The organism is Flavobacterium sp. GW821-FHT11G01, from assembly GCF_058808175.1.
In genome coordinates this window covers 22,087-42,964 of the sequence record NZ_JBXARK010000006.1, presented here as the reverse complement: position 1 = coordinate 42,964, position 20,878 = coordinate 22,087, and the positions used below count along the sequence as shown (strand labels likewise).

The following is a 20,878-nucleotide window of genomic DNA, read 5'->3' as shown; positions in this document are numbered from 1 at the left end:
TTTGTGTTTGTTAGCCACGAATTCACGAATTATTTTTAATCATACTTAAATCATAATTCGTGAATTCTTGACGAACCACTATTTTATTTTTTTATTACAAAAAGTACTTTTTCTTTGATTTCAGAAGCTGGAATGATAACATTTTTTCCACCTTTCATATTTGCTTTTTTAGTGAAAGTTCCTGTTGCTGCGTTTATTGCGTATACTTCGAAATCTCCTTTGTAAGCTGACAGGTCAATGGCTACTTCTTTTTCATTTTTGATATAAAAAAGATAACTGGTTCCTTTGTTTTCTAATGTCCAGATATTGTCTGAAAAAGTATTTCCTGCAACAAATTTCATATTGGCTAAAGCCGAATAAAATTCCGGAAGTGCGATTTTTGGAATATTAGGCAATGAAGCTCCTGCCATTAAAGCCGGCCATCCAAATCTTGAAGATCCGTCAGTTGAATATAAAACTATTTTTTCAGGATATTTTTCACGGTATTCACGAACGGCACGATACACCTGATCGTCTGTTTCTTTTCCGACTTTTAATTTTCTGGCATGTTGTCTTGGTGCTAAATTTAAACCGCCTTGTGGTGCATACGCAGATCCGTCTTCTTTGTAATACCAATAACGAATATCAATTGCATCTACCGTTTTCGCTCTTTGGGCGTCATTTAAAATAGCATCCTGAACATCTTTTGTAGCACTTAGACCAATGATTCCTTTTTTACCCGTTTCGTCTTTCCATTTTTGTACTTCATCTAACCAAAATTGCATAAAATGAAGCGGTCCTGTATATTCGGCACTTGTCAACTGAATTACATTGCTGTTGTCCTGAAAGTTCTCCAATGATTTACGGATAAATCCCTGATGTAATTTTCTTCTCGCTGGATTTGTAACATCATAAAACTGTTCTGCCATAAAAATACGTTTGTCACCCGCATAAGGTGGTGGTTCCGGAAAACCTGTACTATTGATATTATTTGCCGAACGCCATGGAGAACTTGCCCAATGCGCACCAGCCTCTATAATATTATGCTGAAAATATTGTTGATTGATCAGCAACTGTCCTTTGGTTTCTGCCAAATCAGCAAAAAGAGATAAACGATTCCAATACCAATCATTGAATTTTGTCAAATCGTATTTGCTTAATTGGTCCCAAGCTAAATCCTGACCGCTTCTTGCAAATGGCTGTTCGTAAAATGGTGGCCAAACATCAGCATCAAAACGACGAACTCTTTCGTGATCGTCCATTCTGCGTTCGTACCATAAACCATAATTATGTTCAAGAGCGACCATATTATTGGTGCTTAAATAATCTGAAACATCAGTGATATTATCTGTAAATCCGGTTCCTGTTCTTCCCGGAACAAATCTTGTAACATCTGGTAATGACTTCGAAATATCACTATCTCTCAAACTTCCTCTCCACCAGGGCACACTTAATCTATTTCCGGCAATTACTTTGCCATCATAAGTAAGCCAACCGTTTTGTGTTATTACTTTTTTATCAAAATTATTATTTTGCGCCGAATTAATTTTTAAATCATTAGCATTTTTAAGACCTGAAGCATTAATATCAATTGGATTTGCTTTTGAAACTTCAGCAATCCATTCTACTAAATTCTCTTTTCGCTCAACTGAATTTTTGGTTAATTCCTGTGCTACCGCAACTTCAGGACTTGATGAAGGTTCTGAGCCTAAATCATAAATAAACGGTTTTACCGGAAGTTGGCCCAAACGACTTTCTAATTGTGCATAAAACAAACTTCTCGGACTGATATGACCGTTTACATCTTTCCAATGACCATCACCAGCCATAATTCCGCCCCAGGTTCCAAAAGCCCAGTTTTGTGCTGTTGGCGGACTATAACATTCTATTTTAGATGCTGAAGTTTCCCAGATTACACTATTCGCAGCCGTCCATCCTGCTCCTCTACCGTTTTGTTCTCTGTTGTTATAACTTAAAGCATGACCGTCGACGTAAGTAACATCAAATAATATTCCTGTTGCCCAGCTGCCAATCGCTCCACTATTATTGAAAGGCAAATACGATTCACATTGAATGAAAGCATTTGGACCCGTAGTTCCAAATCCGCCTACAGCAAAATCATGGTAACCATATTCAGAATAACAACGTTGAAACAGCGTTTGCTGGCCTTCGGTATAAAAAGTATGTCGTCTAAAACCTCCAATTTCAGAAATGGGTTCGGTTGCGATACAATCTTCAACTGTAATTTGTTGAGCCGATTTTAATAACGCCACTGCACCACCAGAAAAATGCTTGAAGTTCACTTGTTTCACCCAGGCATTTTTTGTGTTTTCGATGCTAATTCCTAACCATCTGTGTTCTTCGTCTTTTGGTTTTGACTGATCGTAAGTTGATTTCATCAAAATATTTTCGATTCCGATATGCTCAATTCTTCCTGTCCAAGTATACAAAGTTGCTTTTGCAGATCCGTAAGCATCATCTAAAGCCATGGTCAATGGAGCATTTAGTGTTACTTCATTTCCATTGATTTTGGTAACCACTCTGTTCCAGGTAATATCCCAGTCATTTTTTTTCCATCCAACCCAACCGGTTTCTGCTCCAAAGTCATCCATTTTTAACTCCTTAATCCAATTATCGGTTAAAGGTTTAGTAATAATGATTTCGTCAGAAGGTTTTAGTTTAGAAGTATTTTTTAATTGGATTTTTGTTGTTCCAAGTGGTGTGTAAGCGCTATTGAATTCGAAAGTATCTCCTAATTTTTTATCATCAACTCCCAAAATTCTAATTACAGCTTCTCTTTTTAGTCCGGTTCCTAAAAGTATAGTTCCGTTTTCACTGTTTCCGCTTCCGCGTAAAACCACTCCCGATTTTTTAATGAATAAAGTTCCGCCAATTTTAAACGTTCCTTTATCTAAAAGAACGGCACCACGAAAACCTAATTTATTTGGTTTAAGATTACTCACATAATCTATTGCCGCCTGAATTCTTTCAGTGGCATCTTCTTCTTGTTTTGGAACAAAAATTTTATTCTCAATATTCGGAATTGCTTTTTCAGAAGCCATATATCCCGCATAAGAAAAGTCAGGAATTTGATTTCCTTTGCTATCTGCTGTAAAAGAAAGTTTTCCTTCTTTTGTTTTTACGATATCCGGAAATGTGTTTTGTGCTGTTCCATTGTTTGTATTAAAAAACAAAGCGAAACAGAACACAAACAGATTGTTCTTTTGAAGAGAAATTATATTTTTTAGATAAATAAAATTCATTTTTATTTTGACTTTCCTAGAATTTAACGCTTCTTAGATTATTATTTTTTCACAATCTTGTCATTTCGACGAAGGAGAAATCGCACTAGGAACTCCGCATTGCAAATCGCCAATCCTTGTCGAGTTACGCGTGTGATTTCTCCTTCGTCGAAATGACAAACTGTGAACTTATTTTAAGTTTAGATTTTTATAAAGTTGCTTTTCGAGTTTCTCTTTGCTCTTTATTCTATTCTATCTTCTAAATTTACTGCAATAATACTTTTGACAATGTATCCGTATTATTTTCAAATTTTGTCCAATCTACTTTTTTAGTTGGATCGATTCCGTTAAAATATTTTTCAAGATTGGTATAACCATCTCCATTTGAATCTTTATTTGCATCAGTTGCATCGTTCGGATTCAAACCAAATTTCTTTTCCCAAGCATCTGAAATTCCGTCATTATCAGAATCTTTATATGCTTTTCCTTTATATTCCGGATATCCACCAACCTGATTTGGATTGGTAATAATTCCTCTTTTATAGGAATCAGCAGGCAATCTTCTTTTAATAAATTCTTTACCAATTGAATTTTCTAAACCATCTTTAGCCTCAATTTTTCCAGTACGAACTTGTTTAAGTACTCTTTCATCAACAGCATCTCTTTTTGGTAAAGTTGCCCCAACATTCTTTAATACAAATTCATACGCTTCTTCAGCCTTCATAATCGTGATATTTGGCATAGAGAATGCTTTTGGTTGTTTGATACTTTCTAAATATCCTTTCGTTTCTTCGGCGGAAAGATCTTCTAATTGAACACCACCATTCCAGTTGTCTGCCGTAACTTCAGGAGAACCATCAATATAATTTCCTGCAACGTAAGCTCTTCCGTATGTTTTAGGTTTCATATATCCAGATTCCGGTTTTAAAATTCTGTAACGAATAGGCTGATCTGTTGGTGTTATTGGTCCCGGTTTGAAATAATTATTGATGATGTTGAACATCGAACGATAATCACCTCCATCTAAAGAGCGATTCCACCAGTTGAAAATCACATTATTCACAAAATTAAAATCGCCATACATTCCGATAGAAGCATTTCTTGAAATGTTATCGGCCCATAAGTTACGCATAAAAGTACTATTTAATCCACCAATCGTACTTCCAAATGCATGATTGTAAGTATCTAAGCCTTCTGAAGAAATTGTATTTTGAATTGTAATATTACAAGCAGGCAATTTTTCTAGTTTTGATTTATCATTTGCCTGAAACTGGTGTCTGTATAATGAAATATTTTCATCTAATCCCCAGCTTACAGAACAGTGATCTACAATTATATTACCAATAGGATTTCCACCAAGCGCATCATCTCTTCTGGTAACATCAGTTTCTCCTCTGCGGAAACGCATATGTCTGATGATCACGTCATGTGTATCAATTTCTAAAGTTTCTCCTGCAATACAAATTCCATCGCCAGGAGCCGTTTGTCCAGCAATTGTTACGTAAGGCGCACGCATGCTGATACGTTTTTTTAATCTGATAATTCCCGAAACGTTGAATACAATTGTTCTTGCTCCAACTGCTTCGCAAGCTTCTCTGAAAGTTCCTTTTCCGCTATCTTCCAAACTGGTAACAACGAATATTTTTCCACCTCTTCCACCTGGTGTAAAAGCTCCTCCACCTTCAGCTCCTGGAAAAGCAGGAATATCAGCATGAACAAAATCTTTCGGATAAGATGCCCAAGGCAAATACGGACGACCTAATTTGGCTTCAGCCTGAATTACATTATAATTAGAAGTCCAGATTTCAGCCAGTCTTTTTTCTTCATCGGCCAAAATTGCATCGGTCTTATCTTGAAGAGGTTTTGGAATTTCTGGATATTGCGCGTACGCAGATGAAAAGAAAGAACAAAATGACATAATCATCATTGCTCTTTTCAGGGTGGTGTTTTGGAAATTGTTTTTCATGAGGTTAGTCTGAAATTTATAAGTTAGAGTAGTTTGACACTATAATTTATAAAAGGTTTAATTTAAAAATGTTAAAATTACACTTATTAAAAAATTATCTACTATTCCTTCTTTTTATTCTTCTCTCTTTCTTCAACACGTTTGTGCCAATCTGTACTTTCTTTGTTTAAATCGTAACCTTGTTTTGATAAATAATTATTGATTCTTCCTTTGTATTTACCAAACCAGGCATGTTTTTCTTTAGATGAACCACCATCCATCGCATGTTCTCTTGCTTCAACTAAAGCTTTATAAATGTAATCTTTTTGTTCTGCAGTTAAAGCTGGCAACATATCCTGATATCCAGCGTATGTAATTGGCAAAACACCGTATGTCATTCCGTCTTTTACGGCAACAATTTTATCTTCTGATAATTGAGTTCCTAACTTTTTCAAATACGATTTGTGCAGTTTTTCAATAGCTGTATCTGCTTTTGATTTTAGCTTATCAATTTTTTCGTTTTGTTTTTCTTTTGCTAAACTTGTATCTTCTTTTATTTTTTTGATTTCAGCATCTCTTCCATCCTGAATTTCGCTCAAATCTCTAAATTGTTGTGCAATAATATCGGTAACAGCTTTTTCTTTTGCAGGATTTGACAACTCTAATTTAGCTACAATTTTAGAAGCTCTTTCATTGGTTACTTTGATATATTCCGGATCTAAATGTTGTTGTGCGATTCCGTTGAAGAATACCAATAGCAACATCAAAACACTTATATTTAATTTACTTTTTGACATGATTTTTAATTTTGAAATTTCTGTTTGAAAAAAACATTCTTATTTCATAATTTTTATCATGAAATAAGAATGTCATTTAAAACTACTCTTGTAATGGTTTAACTAAAGTTTCCTGATTATTACTTAAATCTTTCCAGTCTACTTTTTTAGTCGGATCGATACCGTTGATGTAATCTTCGATGTTGGTATAACCGTCATTGTTTGAATCTAATTTAGCATCAGCCGGATCATTCGGATTTAAACCATGTTTTTTCTCCCATTTGTCCGGAATACCATCTTTATCAGTATCTACATATGGTTTTCCTTTGTATTCAGGGTATCCACCTACTTGAGAAACATCAGTAATGATACCTTTTTTATAAGAATCCATTGGTAAACGTCTGTGTTCAAACTGAAAGAATTCTTTTTTCTCTAATCCTTTTGCATATTCAGGAACTCCTGTTTTAACCGTTCTAACGATTCTTTCATCTACTTTATCTCTTAATGGTAAAGTTGCTCCAACATTTTTCAATACATATTCATAAGCTTCATCTGCTTTCATGAACGGGTGAAACCATGGCATTGGATAAGGTTTGTCTGATTTCATTTTATCGAAATAACCTTTAGCCTCATCATAAGTCATTAACTCTCCTTTTTTATTTTCAATCTGAACACCACCATCCCAGTTGTCTTTTGATACTTTATCGTTACCAGCAACTATATTTCCACTTACATATGCTCTACCAAAAACCATATAAGGTAATTTGCTTCTTCCTGATTCCGGTTTTAAGATTCTGTAACTAATAGGCTGTGTCAGATCTGTTACCGGTCCTGGTTTGTAATAGTTATTCATAATATTGTAGATAGCCGTATAATCACCACCATCTGTAGATCTGTTGTACCAGTTGTAAACTACATTATTGGCAAAGTTGAAAATACCATTCCATCCAATAGAAGGATTTCTTCCGGCATTGTTCGCCCACATATTTCTAATAAAAGCACAATTTTCTCCTCCTAAAGTACTTCCGAAAGCGTGATTGTAAGTATCTAAAGCTTCTCCGAATAAACTATTTTGGATTGTAATATTTACAGTACCCACTTTTACATCTGGATAACCGGGACCCGGGCTATAAATATGTCTGTACATTGACATGTTTTCATCTAATCCCCAAGTTGCAGAAACGTGATCGATCATAATATTCCCAACTGGATTTCCTCCAATAGCATCGTCACGACGACCTACGAAAGTTTCTCCTCTGCGGAAACGCATATGTCTGATTACAACGTCATGCGTGTTAATCCAAACCGATTCTCCTGCCACACAAATACCATCTCCGGGAGCAGTTTGTCCTGCAATCGTAATGTAAGGTGCACGGATAATCAATGGGCTTTTAATTCTAATAATTCCAGAAACATTGAAAACAATAATTCTGGCTCCACCTTTTTCGCACGCTTCACGTAAAGTTCCAGGTCCGCTGTCTTCTAAGCTTGTAACCGTGTAAATATTTCCGCCACGTCCACCAAAAGTGTACATTCCTCCACCTTCCGCACCAGGGAAAGAAGGAATTTCTGCCTGAGGTAAATCGTTTGGTCTTGATGCCCACGGAATATAAGGTTTGCCGTGTTTGGCTTCTTCCTCGATAATTACAAGCGCTTTTTCCCAAGCCTCGTCAGAACGTTTTTCAGCTTCATCCATAATAACTTTGGATTGTGCCTGAACTTCGGGAGTGATTTTAGGATACTGGGCAAAACATTGGAAACTTCCTAAAAACAATAGGAAAGCAGCCGATAAAGTGAAATTTTTCATACTAATTTTTTATTATGGTAATCTTTTTAAACAAATCACCTGTATTTTTTAGAATACAGGTGAGTGTTTTTATGTTTTAAATAATTTTTTTTGGGGCAAAAATTATTCTTGATAGTTTAAAGTTCCAGGAGCTCCGGAAACATCATTCCATCCTAAAGTTTGAACTAACCATGGGTTTTGAGTTAACGCTGTAGTGTTAAGACCCATTATGTAATAGTTTGGATTAAATTTAATTTTAACCGCAGCACCATTAAAATTATCCAAAGCAGTAGGTAGATCTGTACGGATAAAGTTAGTGTTATAGAAATTAGCCAAAGCTGTCAATTGCGTTTGGAAATTAGCAGCATCCGGATCTACTACAACTGCGGCACGAGCTGCTGCTGTAATTGGATCTGTTGTTGAAGATGCAGCAGTATTTTTGAATTGTAAATAACCACCTGTACGTTGTGTTCCGTTAATTGGAGCTAAGCCTAATTTACTAACTGTACCACCAGTAACACCAGGAAGTGCAGCATTATCATAAAGCATCCAGCGTTGAACATCCCAGTAACGTTTTCCTTCGTAAGCTAACTCTACTCTACGCTCATATAAACAAGCTTCGATCGCAGCATATTTATCTGCCAATGTTCCAATTCCATAATTATTTGTAGAAGGAATACCCACACGGTTTCTGATTCTACCTAAATAAGCGATCGTATTACCAGTTTGCCCAAGAGCTGCATAACATTCAGCAATATTCAACAATAATTCAGCATAGCGATATTCGAAAATATCAGTTCCTGAATATTGGAAATTGGTTACGTTACTCGCTTTTGGATTTGACATTTTTCTAACAAAAGCAGGACTTGATACTAAACTATTTCCATCAGCAAAACCAATTTTTTTAGCTGCATCTACCCAACGATATGTCCAAAGAGTACCATTAGCATTTTCATTGTAAGCCCATTTAACTCCAGAAAAAGCAAATGTTCTGTAAAATCTTGGGTCGCGATTTAAGAAGAAAGTAAAATCATTATAACCATTAGCAGTTGTTGGTCTTGAACCGTTTGCCATTGGGAACATATCAACCATTTCTTTAGGAGCTGTAGTACCTCCACCAACTCCACCCTGACTTGCTAAACGCATTCCTTTTTCCCAGGAATTATTTATAGCTGTTGCTAAAGTACCAGGTCCGCAAAGCTGAACAGCAATTGCTTCTCTACAAGGAGCGTTATCAATTAAGAACATAGCATCCCAATCTTTGATTGAAGATCCGTACAATCCATAACCATCTGCTGTCAATTGAGCTTCTGCTGCTAATCCGGCTTTCAAAGCTGCATCCCAACGCTCATTAGATCCATCCCAGTTTTTATTAAACAATGGACTTGCATACGTTAATAATACACGAGATTTTTGTGCCAAAGCCGCTCCTCTTGTAAAACGTCCATATCCAGATGTAGCGTTCCAGTTTCCAGGTAATAACGTTGCAGCCAAGTCTAAATCTTTCACGATTTGGTCTACTACTTCAGAAACTTTTGCTCTTGGCAATTGAATTGCAGGATTATCTGCTGATGCATCCTGAACACTTGTTACAATAGGAACTCCACCGTAAGTACGCATTAAGTCAAAATATTGCATAGCACGCATGTATAACATTTGTCCTTTTGCCTGATCACGGTATGTTTTATCAAGATTAGCTCCTTTTACATCAATATTCTCAAGGAAATCATTACATTCTCTAATTCTATTGTATGGAGTATTGTTAATACCAGTTCCAATTTTAAGACCATAGTAACCACTAGCATCAGCTGAGTTAACAAAAGTTTTGTTTGGATTAATAAGATCTTGTGTACCTCCCAGCTCTTCAGTCATTTTAGTATAGGTATCTGTAAAAGATCCAACTACCGCAGCTGTAGGTGATTTATAAGCATTATAAAAATCATAGTATTGATTCGCAATGTACGCTTCTACACGCTCCTGACTTTGATAGAAAGTATCATCATAAAGACCATAATTTTTCTTGTCTTTTAGAAAGTCATCACTACATGAAACACTTAAAACAAGTATAAGTGCAGCAGTTATATATAAATTAAATTTTGTTTTCATAATTGACATTAAATTAAAATTAGAATGATATGTTGAAATTAAGCGACCATGTTCTTAGTGTAGGGTAGCCCACAGAAGAGTTGTCATACATATTACGATAATGATCAGGATACGGATTGTATAAGTCCCAAAGATTATTACCAGTTACACCTAATGTTATACTTGATATTTTAGTATCTGCAAAAACTTGTTTAGGAATATCATACCCTACAGATAAATTTCTAACAAAACAACGGAAAGTGTTTAGTTGCCAAAAATCTGAAGGACTTGACATATAAGACCATTGTGCTAAATTAGGATATTTTCCGTTCGGGTTATCTTCTCCGTACATATCATTCCAAAAACTTTCGTGTGCCCACATATTAGCTGCAGAAGAAGTTCCCTGATTTACAAGATCTACAAAAGTAGCTCCTCCCCAAGAAGTTGCGATTTGAGTTCTGAAATAGAAACCTTTAGTTTTTACACCTAAATTAGTAGTAAATCCATATGTTCTACTGCTATTCGCTAATTTCACATAATCAAGATCTTTTGCAATTTGTCCATCTGCCGGAGCAAGAGTTCCATCAGGATTAAGTTGTCCTGCTACGTCTTGATAAGCCAATGAACCTTTTCTCATTCCTGCCATAGTAGTTATTCCTAAATAGTTTGGAGTTCCTCCAACAGCTGCTGCATTTGCAGTAAGGTAATTCCAGTAGTTAGCAACATCAGCATCTGTACGTAAAATACCGTCACCTGTAGATGTTTCTTTCCATGTTTTGAATCCCCAAACTGGGTTAAATCCTACTGATTGTCCCACTCTGGTTGCGTTATTAGATGGAACAACATTTCCCTGATCAGGATATTTTTTTACTTCATTATTAGCATAGCTAAAATTCACTCCAATATCGTAGCTAACTTTGCCCGCTATTTTATCATTCCAGGTAAGGCTGAACTCAGATCCCCAAGCATCAACAGCACCGTAATTTTGTTCTGCAAAGGCTCCACCAATTGAAATTGGCACACCAGCAGCACTACTCATATCAGTCAACATATTTGTAGTTTTGTCATAATAGAAATCTGCTGTAAACTGTAATCTGTTTTTCAAAACATTGATATCAAAACCAAGATTGTTTTTTACTGTAGAATCCCATGTTGCATCCCTGTTTGGTGTTACTCTAGGAGTTAAACCAGCACCATTATTTCCTCCACCGGCTGTAACACTACTTCCAAATTGAGTTCCTTTGTCCACAATAACATCATAGTATTGAACCCATTTCCAGTATTGAAGGTTGTCTTTACCGGTTTTACCAATTGAGTAACGGATTTTGAAGAAATCAACCCACGATACATTATCAGCAAACCAAGATTCTTTAGACATTACCCAACCCACTTGTAGTGATGGGAAATATCCCCAGTAATGTTCCGGAGCGAACTTTGTAGAAGCATCACTACGGAAAAGTAATTGTGCTAAATATTTTTGTTTGTAGCTATAGTTAACACGTCCAAAATAAGAAAGTGTTCCTCCTTCAATTTTAGTTGCTGTACTATTAGATGGACTTAATGTTCCAGCTGTAGCATAATTTCCTAAATAATCTTTACCTGTACTTTCATATGCTAATCTAGTACTTGTGTTATATGTTTCAGACATTTCTCCTCCAACCATCGCACCAATTTGGTGGTCTCCAAAAGTTCTGTCATAATTGATCAAAAAGTCGCCCTGAGTATTTTTACTATCACTATTATTGTAGTAAACTCTTGAGTTTCTTACGTTAGTTTCGATCACGTAATCGCTATCAGGAGCTGAACTAGCAAGGTGGCGATCTATTAAAGTATAACTTTTAATTCTTGCTAAATCGTATGGCAACTGAATTTGTTCTGTATAATTAGAAGCTTGAGTTCTTGAGAAAGTCCCTTTGAAAGACAGTCCTTTAACTGCTTCTAATTTATAATTCAACGAAGCATTAACATTATATGAATAATCATCACTTATTTGGTGTGAACCGTTGTCTAAGTTAGCAAAATAGTTCCATCCCGCAATTGTAGTATTGGCATTTGCACTTCCTAAGTTTCTGTCATTACGTGGAAATGGAGACATAAAATATTCTTTTCCACCAACTGTTGTTTGCCAAGGCACATATTTTGGCATGTGTAATAAAAATCCGTAATCTGCCTGTTCTCCACCAGCAGCAGAAGCAAAACTTCCATCACTAATATTTGCTGATGCTTTTGTAAACGTTTTATCAACAGTTCCTGAATTTCCAGAAACAGATGCAGAGAAATCTAAATTCTTTGCAATTTTTGCATTAATTCCTGTACGGAAATTCCATTTATCATATTTCTGATATCCCATGTTTGCATCCTGAGTAAAATAAGTTGCTCCGGCAAAATAAGTAATATCATCACTACCTCCACTTACATTGAAGGAATGTTTTTGTTGGATAGCTGGTTTCCATGCTTCTTTTAACCAATCATAATCCAAACCTTTCATTTGTTCCAATTCGGCTGCAGAAAAAAGATTCGAATTAGGAGATGAACCATTTACAGTTCCTGAAGAAGTTAAATATCTGTTATTGAAAACCCCAAACTCATAAGCATTCATTACTTTACTATGGCTTACAGCATCATTAACAGCGAACTGGCTATTGTACGTAAATTTTGCTTTACCTGCTTTTCCTCTTTTCGTTTTTACAACGATAGCACCTTGTGAGGCACGAGAACCATAAATGGCTGCAGATGCATCTTTTAAAACCGTGATACTTTCAACCTCTGAAGCATCTAATCTATTAAAAGTCTCTAATGTTGGCTTACCTGAAAGTGGATCAACCTGAATCATATCATCGATAATTACCAATGGTATAGTTGAGTTTCCATCTTTTGAAAAACCAAAAGATTGACGGATTTGGATACTTCCTGCATCTCCAGGACGACCAGAACCACTAGTAACAGCAAGTCCAGGAACCAATCCTTTTAATGCGTCAGATAAGTTAGTTACCGGTAAATCCAATAAATCATCTGGTTTAATAGTTGCAATAGCACCTGTAAGTTCTTTTTTCTTCTGAGTACCATAACCTACAACCACAATGTTTTCTAACTGATTAGAATCTGATTGCATTCTAAAATCAACCTTAGTACGTCCTGCCAAAGGAATTTCGGCTTTTTTCATACCAATGTAAGAGAAAACTAATGTTGCACCAGCTCTTACTTTAATTTTATACTGTCCATCAAAACCGGTGGTAACAGTATTCTTTGACGATTTTTCAGTTACGTTAACTCCCGGAAGTAATCCTCCTAAATCATCTGTAATAGTTCCTGTAATTGTTACATCACTTGAGCTTTGAGCTGAAGCCAAAATACTCATCAGCATAAACAAAAGAAAACTACATCTCTTTATAAGCGTTTGTTTCATAAATGTTTTGTTTTGGTTAGTCATTATTTTAGTTAGTTAGTTTTGATAAAAAATGCATCCTAAATTTAAATTAACTTCTCTTGTTTTTAAATGTTAAAAATACATTTATTTATTTGTGATCCAAAAATATAACGATTGCGGAGTTCAACCGTCCTGTGCTGTCCTGTTTTATTTTTATTATTCTAAAAAAAGCTTTTAAAAAAAACCATATCAACAAAAAAAAGAAAGAAAAAATATACAGAAATCAAAAAATAAGGAAAAGGTTTGAATATTCAGAAATAACAAAACCGATTTTAATGGAAAATTCGAAAATTATCTAATAAAAACATTTATTACCTGATTAATTCGCAAATCGAATATTATTTTAGATCTGTTATTGAAGCAATTAGCCTCATTTTTTACAAATATAATTCTTGTAAAAATGAAAAAAAGGCATTTATCCGAATAAAAAACTTACAGATTAAAAGTGACTATTTTTCCAGATAGTTTGCTAAATTCAGACAAAAATTTAACATTTTTTCTGATCAATCAAAGTGAAATCTTACAAAGTTTTTATTCGACTACGCACAAAATGCGATTAATGTGACATCCAAACCGTCATTTCTCCTGCACCATGATTTCCCCAGGCGAAATATGGAATCAATTTTAAATTATATTCCTGACTTTTTTTAGCCGATAGCGGTTGATACAATTTTTTATTCCACGATCCATCATTATTCAAAAACGAGGTGGCATTTATTGTTAGTAATTTTCTATTATTTAATTCTGTAAAACTTGTTGTAAATTTAGAATTTGCGTTTAAAAGCACTTCATTAATACTAGTATTTGCAGGAAGCTGATCTGATTCTAAACAATAAACAATTGGTCCTCTTTTTACCGCAACTTGATTTTTAACTTCTTCTACTAATGGATTTGCCTGCATTAATTCGATCGGCATCGGTATATTCAATTCGATTACATCTCCTTTTTTCCATTTTTGATTTACTTTTGAATAGGTTCCTGACGCCACTTCTGCGTCTATTTTTTTTCCATTAATTGAAATTACAGCATCCTGACTCCATCCCGGAATTCGCAACAAGAAAGATTGCGCTTCTTTTGGAGCCTTTACAATTTTTAATGTAATTTTTCCATCCCAAGGATAATTGGTTTGTTGTTCAATTTCAATTTTATCACCGTTTGTCAAGGTCGTTTTTAAAGTGTTGCTTCCATATAAATTAACATACAAACCTTCTTTTGAAATACTGTAGGCATAATTATTAACCTCAGCAATGGTTCTCGTTACATTCGGGGCACAGCAATTTGACAATGCAATATATCCTTCACGCTGTTTGCTCCATCTTTGTTTAAAAGGCAAATCTTTAGAAACATTCAACGGGTTATTATAACAGAATTTCGTTCCTTCTAAACTCATTCCGGATAAGACACTGTTATAAAGCGCGAGCTCCACAATATCAGCATATTTTGCATCTCCGGTAATTTGCAGCATTCGCCAATTCCATAAAACGTTTCCAATATTAGCACAAGTTTCAGTGTGCGCTGTAGCATTTGGCAACTGAAAAGGTCTGCCATATGCCTGATGAATTTTCTGAACATCAGTTGGATTATAGGATGTTCCATCCGGAGAAACGCCGTCGTACAAAGCACCGCAAGCTCCGGTAATGTACATTTTTCTATACGTCACATCATCCCAAATTGATTCCAGATTGTCTAATAATTTCTTTTCTCCGGTTTCTGCATATAAATCGGCGACTCCTGCATATAGATAATTTGCTCTTACGGCATGACCCATTGCAGTGGTTTGCTGTCTAAACGGAATTCTGTCCTGATTATCATCGGTTCCATCATTTGTGGTTCCTCTGATATCAATTAAATTATTCGCTAATTCTAAATATTTCGGATTTTTAGTGGTACGATACATCTCCACAATCCCCATATAATGAGAAGGACAAATCGCATTTCGGGCCAATTCCGGTGAGGCTTTTTTGTAGAAATCATATAAATAATCTGCTACACCTTTTGCAATATCCAAAAAGTTCGTTTTTCCTGTGGCACGGTAATGTACACACGCGGCTGTCATCAAATGCCCCATGTTGTATTTCTCAAAACCCAGCTGTTTTTTTACTTCTTCAGGACCCAACGTTCCCCAACGCTCATCAATCAAAACTGGTGTATGAATATAACCGTCTTTACGCTGTACTTTTGCAAATAACGCAATGGCCTTATCCATTTCAGCATCTAATTTTTTGTCTTTGGTTACGGCATAAGTAGCTGCCATTCCTTCAAAAATTTTATAAAAATCACCATCGTGAAAAGAAGGTCCTTTAAAAACTCCTTTTTCCTGACCAGCTGCAATTTCAAAATTTTTATAAGCATGCGAAATCGAATCGTTATGATACAAATCCCACATGTAAGGCAATGTATTTCTGGTTTCAACATCAAATTGTTCTTTCCAAAAACCATCAGTCCATTTCACATCTTCTAAACTTACACTTTGCAATTTAGAATACGGACTATTTGAATTGGCAACCAAACCTTTGTTCTGAGCTATAATTGCCGTTGAAAAAAGTAGAGATGACAATAAAATGATATTCTTTTTCATTTTTGATATTTTTATTTTGCATAAAATCTGCTAAGTCTGTGCGTTTAATTTTTCACGCAGATTTAGCAGATTTTTTGAGATTGATTTGTATTAAAAAGATCAGTGCAGATCTGCTTAAATCCGCGTAATCTGCGTGCAATATTTTTTCACGCAGATATAGCAGATTTTTTTATTCTTTTATTTTACAAAGAAATTTATGGTACGGCTCATTGAATCTCCATCGGCATCTTTAACCGTGATGACAACTGAAGCAAATCCTTTTTCGATAGCCGTAAATTGAATGTCTTTTCCTTTTAAAACTACTTTTCCATTTTTAAGATCTGAGAAAGTATAAACCGGCGTTTTCTCATATCCTTTAAAATAATCAGCTGCCGATAATTCTTTATTCTCTCCTGAATTGATGAAAAAATGAGGTTGTGCCATCCAGTCTAAATACTCGTCTAATTGTGTAAAACCGTCTTTATCGGCATCTAGATTCGTATCAGCAAAATCTCCTGTTTTCGAATTTTCATTTAACCCTTTTGCTGCTTCCCACCAATTTGGTAATCCGTCATGATCAGTATCCCAATCTGAAGCTCTTTTTTCACTTGCATATTCACCTAAATCTCCCAAATCTTTTTCAGAATCGATCATTCCGCCTAAACCGCTTTTACTTCCTTTATAAGTAAAAGTTCCTTTTAAAGTTTCCTGAATAATTCGGTTATCGTGTTTGTCAAAAAATGGTTCACTTGCTCCAACATCCGAAAGGACATTTTTATAAGCTGCTTCAGCACTTTCTGTTTTTACATAAGATTCAAAGAATGGTTTATCAACAAAAGTTTCGTACTGCACAATTTCATTATGCGAAATGGTAGCCGTTCTGCCTTTCTCCTGAGTTTTCTCATCAAAATAGCCTTGCATGATATTTCCGGTAAAATAATAACGTTGCATACCTTTTCCAACTCCTTCATGTTGTGCATTCAATGCATAAAAATACTTGGTTGAAGCTCCTGGCTTATAGTAATTATTTACAAAGTTAACTTCATTTGCACCTCCGTCAGTGGTTCTTTGTCCCCAGTTGTAAACGACATTATTTCTGATGTCCAGTCTTCCTGTATAATAGCCATCTCCGTTTAAACCTCCACCAATACTCCAGTTTCTTCCGTAGTTATGTGCCAATAAATTATGGTGAAAACTACCCACATCACCACCAATAGTAGCAGCAAATCCGTGCATTTTACCCACTTCATATTTATCATGTCCTGCCACATTTAATGCTTCAGAAATTAAAGTACGTTGCAATGTAATGTTGTGTGCACCGCGCGAGCTAAAAGATTCATCGATGGTCCAGCTGATAGAACAGTGGTCAATAATACTATTATTGGCACCTGTAAGTCCCATTCCGTCATATGTTTTTCCACTTCCAATCCTAACTTTCAAAAATCGGATTATACCATCATTTCCAGTCAAACCAACTGGTGCTTTACTAATCGTAATTCCTTCACCTGGTGCAGTTTGTCCTGCAATTGTAATATACGGATTATTTACTACCAAACGATCTGTTAATTTAATATTTCCTGAAACATTAAATACAATAGTTTTTGGACCAGTTCCTTCGTTTACAGCAGCGCGAAAACTTCCGGGACCGCTATCCTCTAAATTAGTTACCTCTACTACTCTTCCGCCTCTTCCTCCTACGGCAAAACGTCCGTATCCTTCAGCTCCAGGAAAAGCCAATTGTGCAGGTTTGAATGACCAAACTGTTCCTAAAGTTGTATTTCCTTTTGCATCGACTTCATCAACACGCCAGTAATACGTTGTTAAACTATATAAATCTGTAACAGCAAATTTAGTATCGGTTTGTTTTCCTTTAAATTCTGGTGATTTGTCAGTTGCAGTTGTGACAGCATTTTTATTTGTTCCGAAATATAATTTATGGGCAACAGCCTCTTTTGAAGCTTCCCAATTCATTATAAATTTATCACCTAAAACAACATGTTCGTCTCCATTTTCGGGTTTTGGAGAATGAGATTGTTTTTTAAGATTTGGTGTGTCAATTTCAAATCCGTTGATGACCATTTGCTGAATTAAATTGACATCTTTCGAATCTAATTCAAAACGAATCACAACATTTTTACCGGCCTGAGCATTAAATTCAATGTAAGCCGTTGCTGCTTCGATAGTCGAAGTCGCTCTATTAGTAGAAGTTACGGTTTCGACCAATTTATTGTTTACAAATATTTTTACCGGAGCAAATGATTTTCCTTCAATCTTATCAAAAGTATTATGAAAAGTAAGTAACGAATGTTGTCCCGCTTTTAATCCGCTTATTGTAAGTTCTAAATTTTTATCGGTTACCAAACCGTCACTTGTTAATCGGCTGTAAAATGGTGCATTCATTCCGACTTTAAACCATTTCGATGAAAAATTTCCTTTTAATTTGAATTTTACATTATTAAAAGATTTCTCTGCTTCGGTTTGTTCTGTAATTGGCCATGAACTATAATTCGGGTCACTTACTTCTTCAACTCTTCTTCCTGAAAAATCGAAATCGACTTTTACGATTTGTTTTTCAGCTGTTTTCCCAGCTGATTGTGCTTGTCCGTTTGTTGTCAAAAGCATCGACAAAACAGCAGCGCTTATTAATTTCTTTATCATTGTGATTGGTAATAGTTAGTTAGTCTAATTTTTTCTTTTCTTCTATTGAAATCCCTAACAGATTTATAATGTCTTTTTCTCTTTCCTGAGGAACCACTTTAATAATTTTTGTAATTCCGTTTTGAAGCTCGGCTTCTATAATAGTATTTTGAGTTGCGTGTAATTTAAAATGTACATTCCACGATTTTGGCCAAGCCGGAAAAAGATAAATTTTGCCGTTGACTTCCTGCAAAAGCATTTCCTGCATACCTATCATACCTGCACCACCCCAATTATGATCCGGAACCCAGTCGAAACCCGGACCCCAAAATGCTGGAAATCGTCGCCCGGAATCACTCATTTTTAAGAGATTATATTTTGCAGCTTCTTCGGTTAAACCTAAACTTGCGGCAAAAATATTATCTTGTTTCCATCCAATATGACTTCTGAATTTAATAGCATCAGCATCGTATTTCCAGGTATTCAAAGCGGTTTCTAAATCGGGTTTTCCAATGCCGTAAATTCCCCATGGAAAAACCGGATACAGTTGTGGTACTTCAGAATTATTTATTCTTTCCCACGATTTTGCAGGAATTAATACTTTATGATTTTCGATTGTACCAAAATTCAAAGGCGGAATTCGGGTCTGAAAACCTTTTAAATATGCTACCTCTTCTTTTGATAATTGTGCCGATGAAAGATTTAAAAGCTTTTCTGTTACAACTTGCAAAGCCGCAATAGTGCTATTAGAATTATTCGCCATTTTGTACGTTTCGGCACCTGAACCTGGAAATAAAATTAATTTTCCATTTCCGTCCAATGCTTTTCTACCTCTTTGTTTGGCCAGATATTGATAATGTTCATCAAAAAAGCGAAGGCAACTTACAATAAATGAATTGTATTTTTGAATGTCTTCTTTTGCAAACTCCTTTTGTTGCAACATCATTTGACAGAATTCAAAAACCGTATCCCATTCATATTCAAGCCACGCATTATATTCCATTCCCGGATCGTAATCTGCGGGACGTTTCCATTCGTATTCTGCCGGATTTGGCAAGCCAAAATTTTCTAATTGCTCTGTAAAAGCGGCTCCGTTATGATTCCAGTATACTTTGCTTCTTAATTCTGCATTTTTTTGGAGACTTAAATAATAATCCAATTGCGATTTCATCATATCAAAATCGCCACTTTTTAGCATCGGAAAATAAACCAGTCTTTGATTTTGAGCGGTCATGGTTCCTCCACCCCAATTTCTGAAATCGGGTGTGAAATTTAAATCTGGATTCGTATAAACCGGATCAACTGTAAATAATCCGCCATTGAATTTTGTTGGATATTTTCCGTAAGCGTTGCATCCCAACATATATCGAAACAGTTGATAATTTTTTCCGATTTGATAAACCGAATCCTTTTCAGCATTTGTTTTTTGAGTATAAATAAAACTGCGGTTCCAGAAATTATTCCACCAGTTGATGGTATTTTTTTCTGCTTTTTTGGAGTTGATTTTATAATCTGAAATTTGATCCTTTAAACCATTTTCCCAAGAAGTTTGTTGGGAAGATTGATTGGTATATAAATGAATTTGAAGATTTTGTTTTTTGGATGGTTTTACACTTGAAAGTGAATAACCTTTAAAATCGGTATCCTGATATCTTCCTGAATACGTTCCGTCCGATTTCAAATTATTTCCCATCATGAATCCGCCAAAAGTAAGATTTGCCAATGGATTCATCATTTGGTCTTTAACCGATTCCATTTTTTGTTGTTTTACAGCAACATCAAAAACGGTTTGCGCTCTATTTCTGTGATAAAATTTTATGCCATTATTTTCAACTGAAACTGAATCTTTAAAAGTAAAAATTTCTCCCTGAGGCGCCCATTTATAAGAATTGGCATTATTTGCTTTTCCTTTCGAAGGACGATTGATGTGACGCCAGCTTTCATAAGAAGCTGTCATTTTTAAAGGAGTTTTACTTTCTAAATCCAAATGAATTACGGGTTTAAAAACATCAACCCAAAGTTTGATTTTGGTATTATTTTGAGCGATTGCAATATAACCGTCTTTTAAAACCAATTCCTGACGAAAACCTTCATTATTCTTAAATGGATTTGGCGTTAAAGTAACTTTTACGCGACCTAATTTTAGTAATGTATTATGTTCATCGAAAGTTCCGCTGCGCGAAAAATAAAAATATAAGTCTCCTTTTTCTACCCAAACATTCAAACCAATATCACCGCCACCTAAAGGCATTGATTCTGATGAATTATTACTTTGTGTATTCCAAACCGGATTGTAATTTTCGAGCACAGGAGTTTGCGCTTTGACCAAAAGCATTGAAAAGAGAAAAAATAAAATTATTGTATTTTTCACACTTATTTTTTTAGACGTAAAATTACTTAAAAATGGAGTTCCATTTTATATTAACTATTTTTTTATAATCCGA

The 20,878-nt window shown here is 35.3% G+C and carries 9 protein-coding genes; all 9 read right to left on the bottom strand.

Features of this window, described 5'->3' with window-relative positions:
* Nucleotides 1-83: 83 nt before the first annotated feature.
* Nucleotides 84-3,242, bottom strand: a complete 3,159-nt coding sequence (locus AC1RRN_RS12245) for a DUF6298 domain-containing protein (RefSeq protein WP_492967575.1) — start codon at nt 3,240-3,242, stop codon at nt 84-86.
* Nucleotides 3,243-3,486: 244 nt separating this feature from the next.
* Nucleotides 3,487-5,187: a polysaccharide lyase gene (locus tag AC1RRN_RS12240; protein ID WP_492967574.1), complete on the bottom strand. Its 1,701-nt coding sequence runs from the start codon at nt 5,185-5,187 to the stop codon at nt 3,487-3,489.
* A gap of 101 nt (nt 5,188-5,288) precedes the next feature.
* A complete protein-coding gene (locus AC1RRN_RS12235; protein WP_492967573.1) occupies nt 5,289-5,963 on the bottom strand; it encodes a DUF3826 domain-containing protein in 675 nt (224 codons plus the stop codon).
* A gap of 82 nt (nt 5,964-6,045) precedes the next feature.
* The gene (locus tag AC1RRN_RS12230) at nt 6,046-7,749 is read right to left on the bottom strand and encodes a polysaccharide lyase (RefSeq protein WP_492967572.1); all 1,704 of its coding nucleotides are present in this window, start codon (nt 7,747-7,749) and stop codon (nt 6,046-6,048) included.
* Nucleotides 7,750-7,851: 102 nt separating this feature from the next.
* Nucleotides 7,852-9,834, bottom strand: coding sequence for a RagB/SusD family nutrient uptake outer membrane protein (locus AC1RRN_RS12225; RefSeq protein ID WP_492967571.1), 1,983 nt, complete (start codon nt 9,832-9,834; stop codon nt 7,852-7,854).
* Between the two features lie 19 nt (nt 9,835-9,853).
* On the bottom strand, nt 9,854-13,219 hold the full coding sequence (locus AC1RRN_RS12220; RefSeq protein ID WP_492967570.1) for a SusC/RagA family TonB-linked outer membrane protein: 3,366 nt from the start codon (nt 13,217-13,219) through the stop codon (nt 9,854-9,856).
* 577 nt (nt 13,220-13,796) lie between these two features.
* Nucleotides 13,797-15,818 carry an aceric acid hydrolase gene (locus AC1RRN_RS12215; RefSeq protein ID WP_492967569.1) on the bottom strand — a complete coding sequence of 674 codons (2,022 nt, stop codon included), beginning with the start codon at nt 15,816-15,818 and terminating at the stop codon, nt 13,797-13,799.
* Nucleotides 15,819-15,995: 177 nt separating this feature from the next.
* On the bottom strand, nt 15,996-18,455 hold the full coding sequence (locus AC1RRN_RS12210; protein ID WP_492967568.1) for a pectate lyase family protein: 2,460 nt from the start codon (nt 18,453-18,455) through the stop codon (nt 15,996-15,998).
* Nucleotides 18,456-18,474: 19 nt separating this feature from the next.
* Nucleotides 18,475-20,805 (bottom strand): DUF5703 domain-containing protein, encoded by a 2,331-nt coding sequence (locus tag AC1RRN_RS12205; RefSeq protein ID WP_492967567.1) that lies wholly within the window; start codon nt 20,803-20,805, stop codon nt 18,475-18,477.
* Nucleotides 20,806-20,878: the final 73 nt, after the last annotated feature.

Coding starts and splice junctions, on each gene's coding strand:
- AC1RRN_RS12235 (WP_492967573.1), bottom strand. CDS start 5,963: ATGTCAAAAAGTAAATTAAATATAAGTGTTTTGATGTTGCTATTGGTA.
- AC1RRN_RS12230 (WP_492967572.1), bottom strand. CDS start 7,749: ATGAAAAATTTCACTTTATCGGCTGCTTTCCTATTGTTTTTAGGAAGT.
- AC1RRN_RS12220 (WP_492967570.1), bottom strand. CDS start 13,219: ATGAAACAAACGCTTATAAAGAGATGTAGTTTTCTTTTGTTTATGCTG.
- AC1RRN_RS12210 (WP_492967568.1), bottom strand. CDS start 18,455: ATGATAAAGAAATTAATAAGCGCTGCTGTTTTGTCGATGCTTTTGACA.
- AC1RRN_RS12245 (WP_492967575.1), bottom strand. CDS start 3,242: ATGAATTTTATTTATCTAAAAAATATAATTTCTCTTCAAAAGAACAAT.
- AC1RRN_RS12225 (WP_492967571.1), bottom strand. CDS start 9,834: ATGAAAACAAAATTTAATTTATATATAACTGCTGCACTTATACTTGTT.
- AC1RRN_RS12215 (WP_492967569.1), bottom strand. CDS start 15,818: ATGAAAAAGAATATCATTTTATTGTCATCTCTACTTTTTTCAACGGCA.
- AC1RRN_RS12240 (WP_492967574.1), bottom strand. CDS start 5,187: ATGAAAAACAATTTCCAAAACACCACCCTGAAAAGAGCAATGATGATT.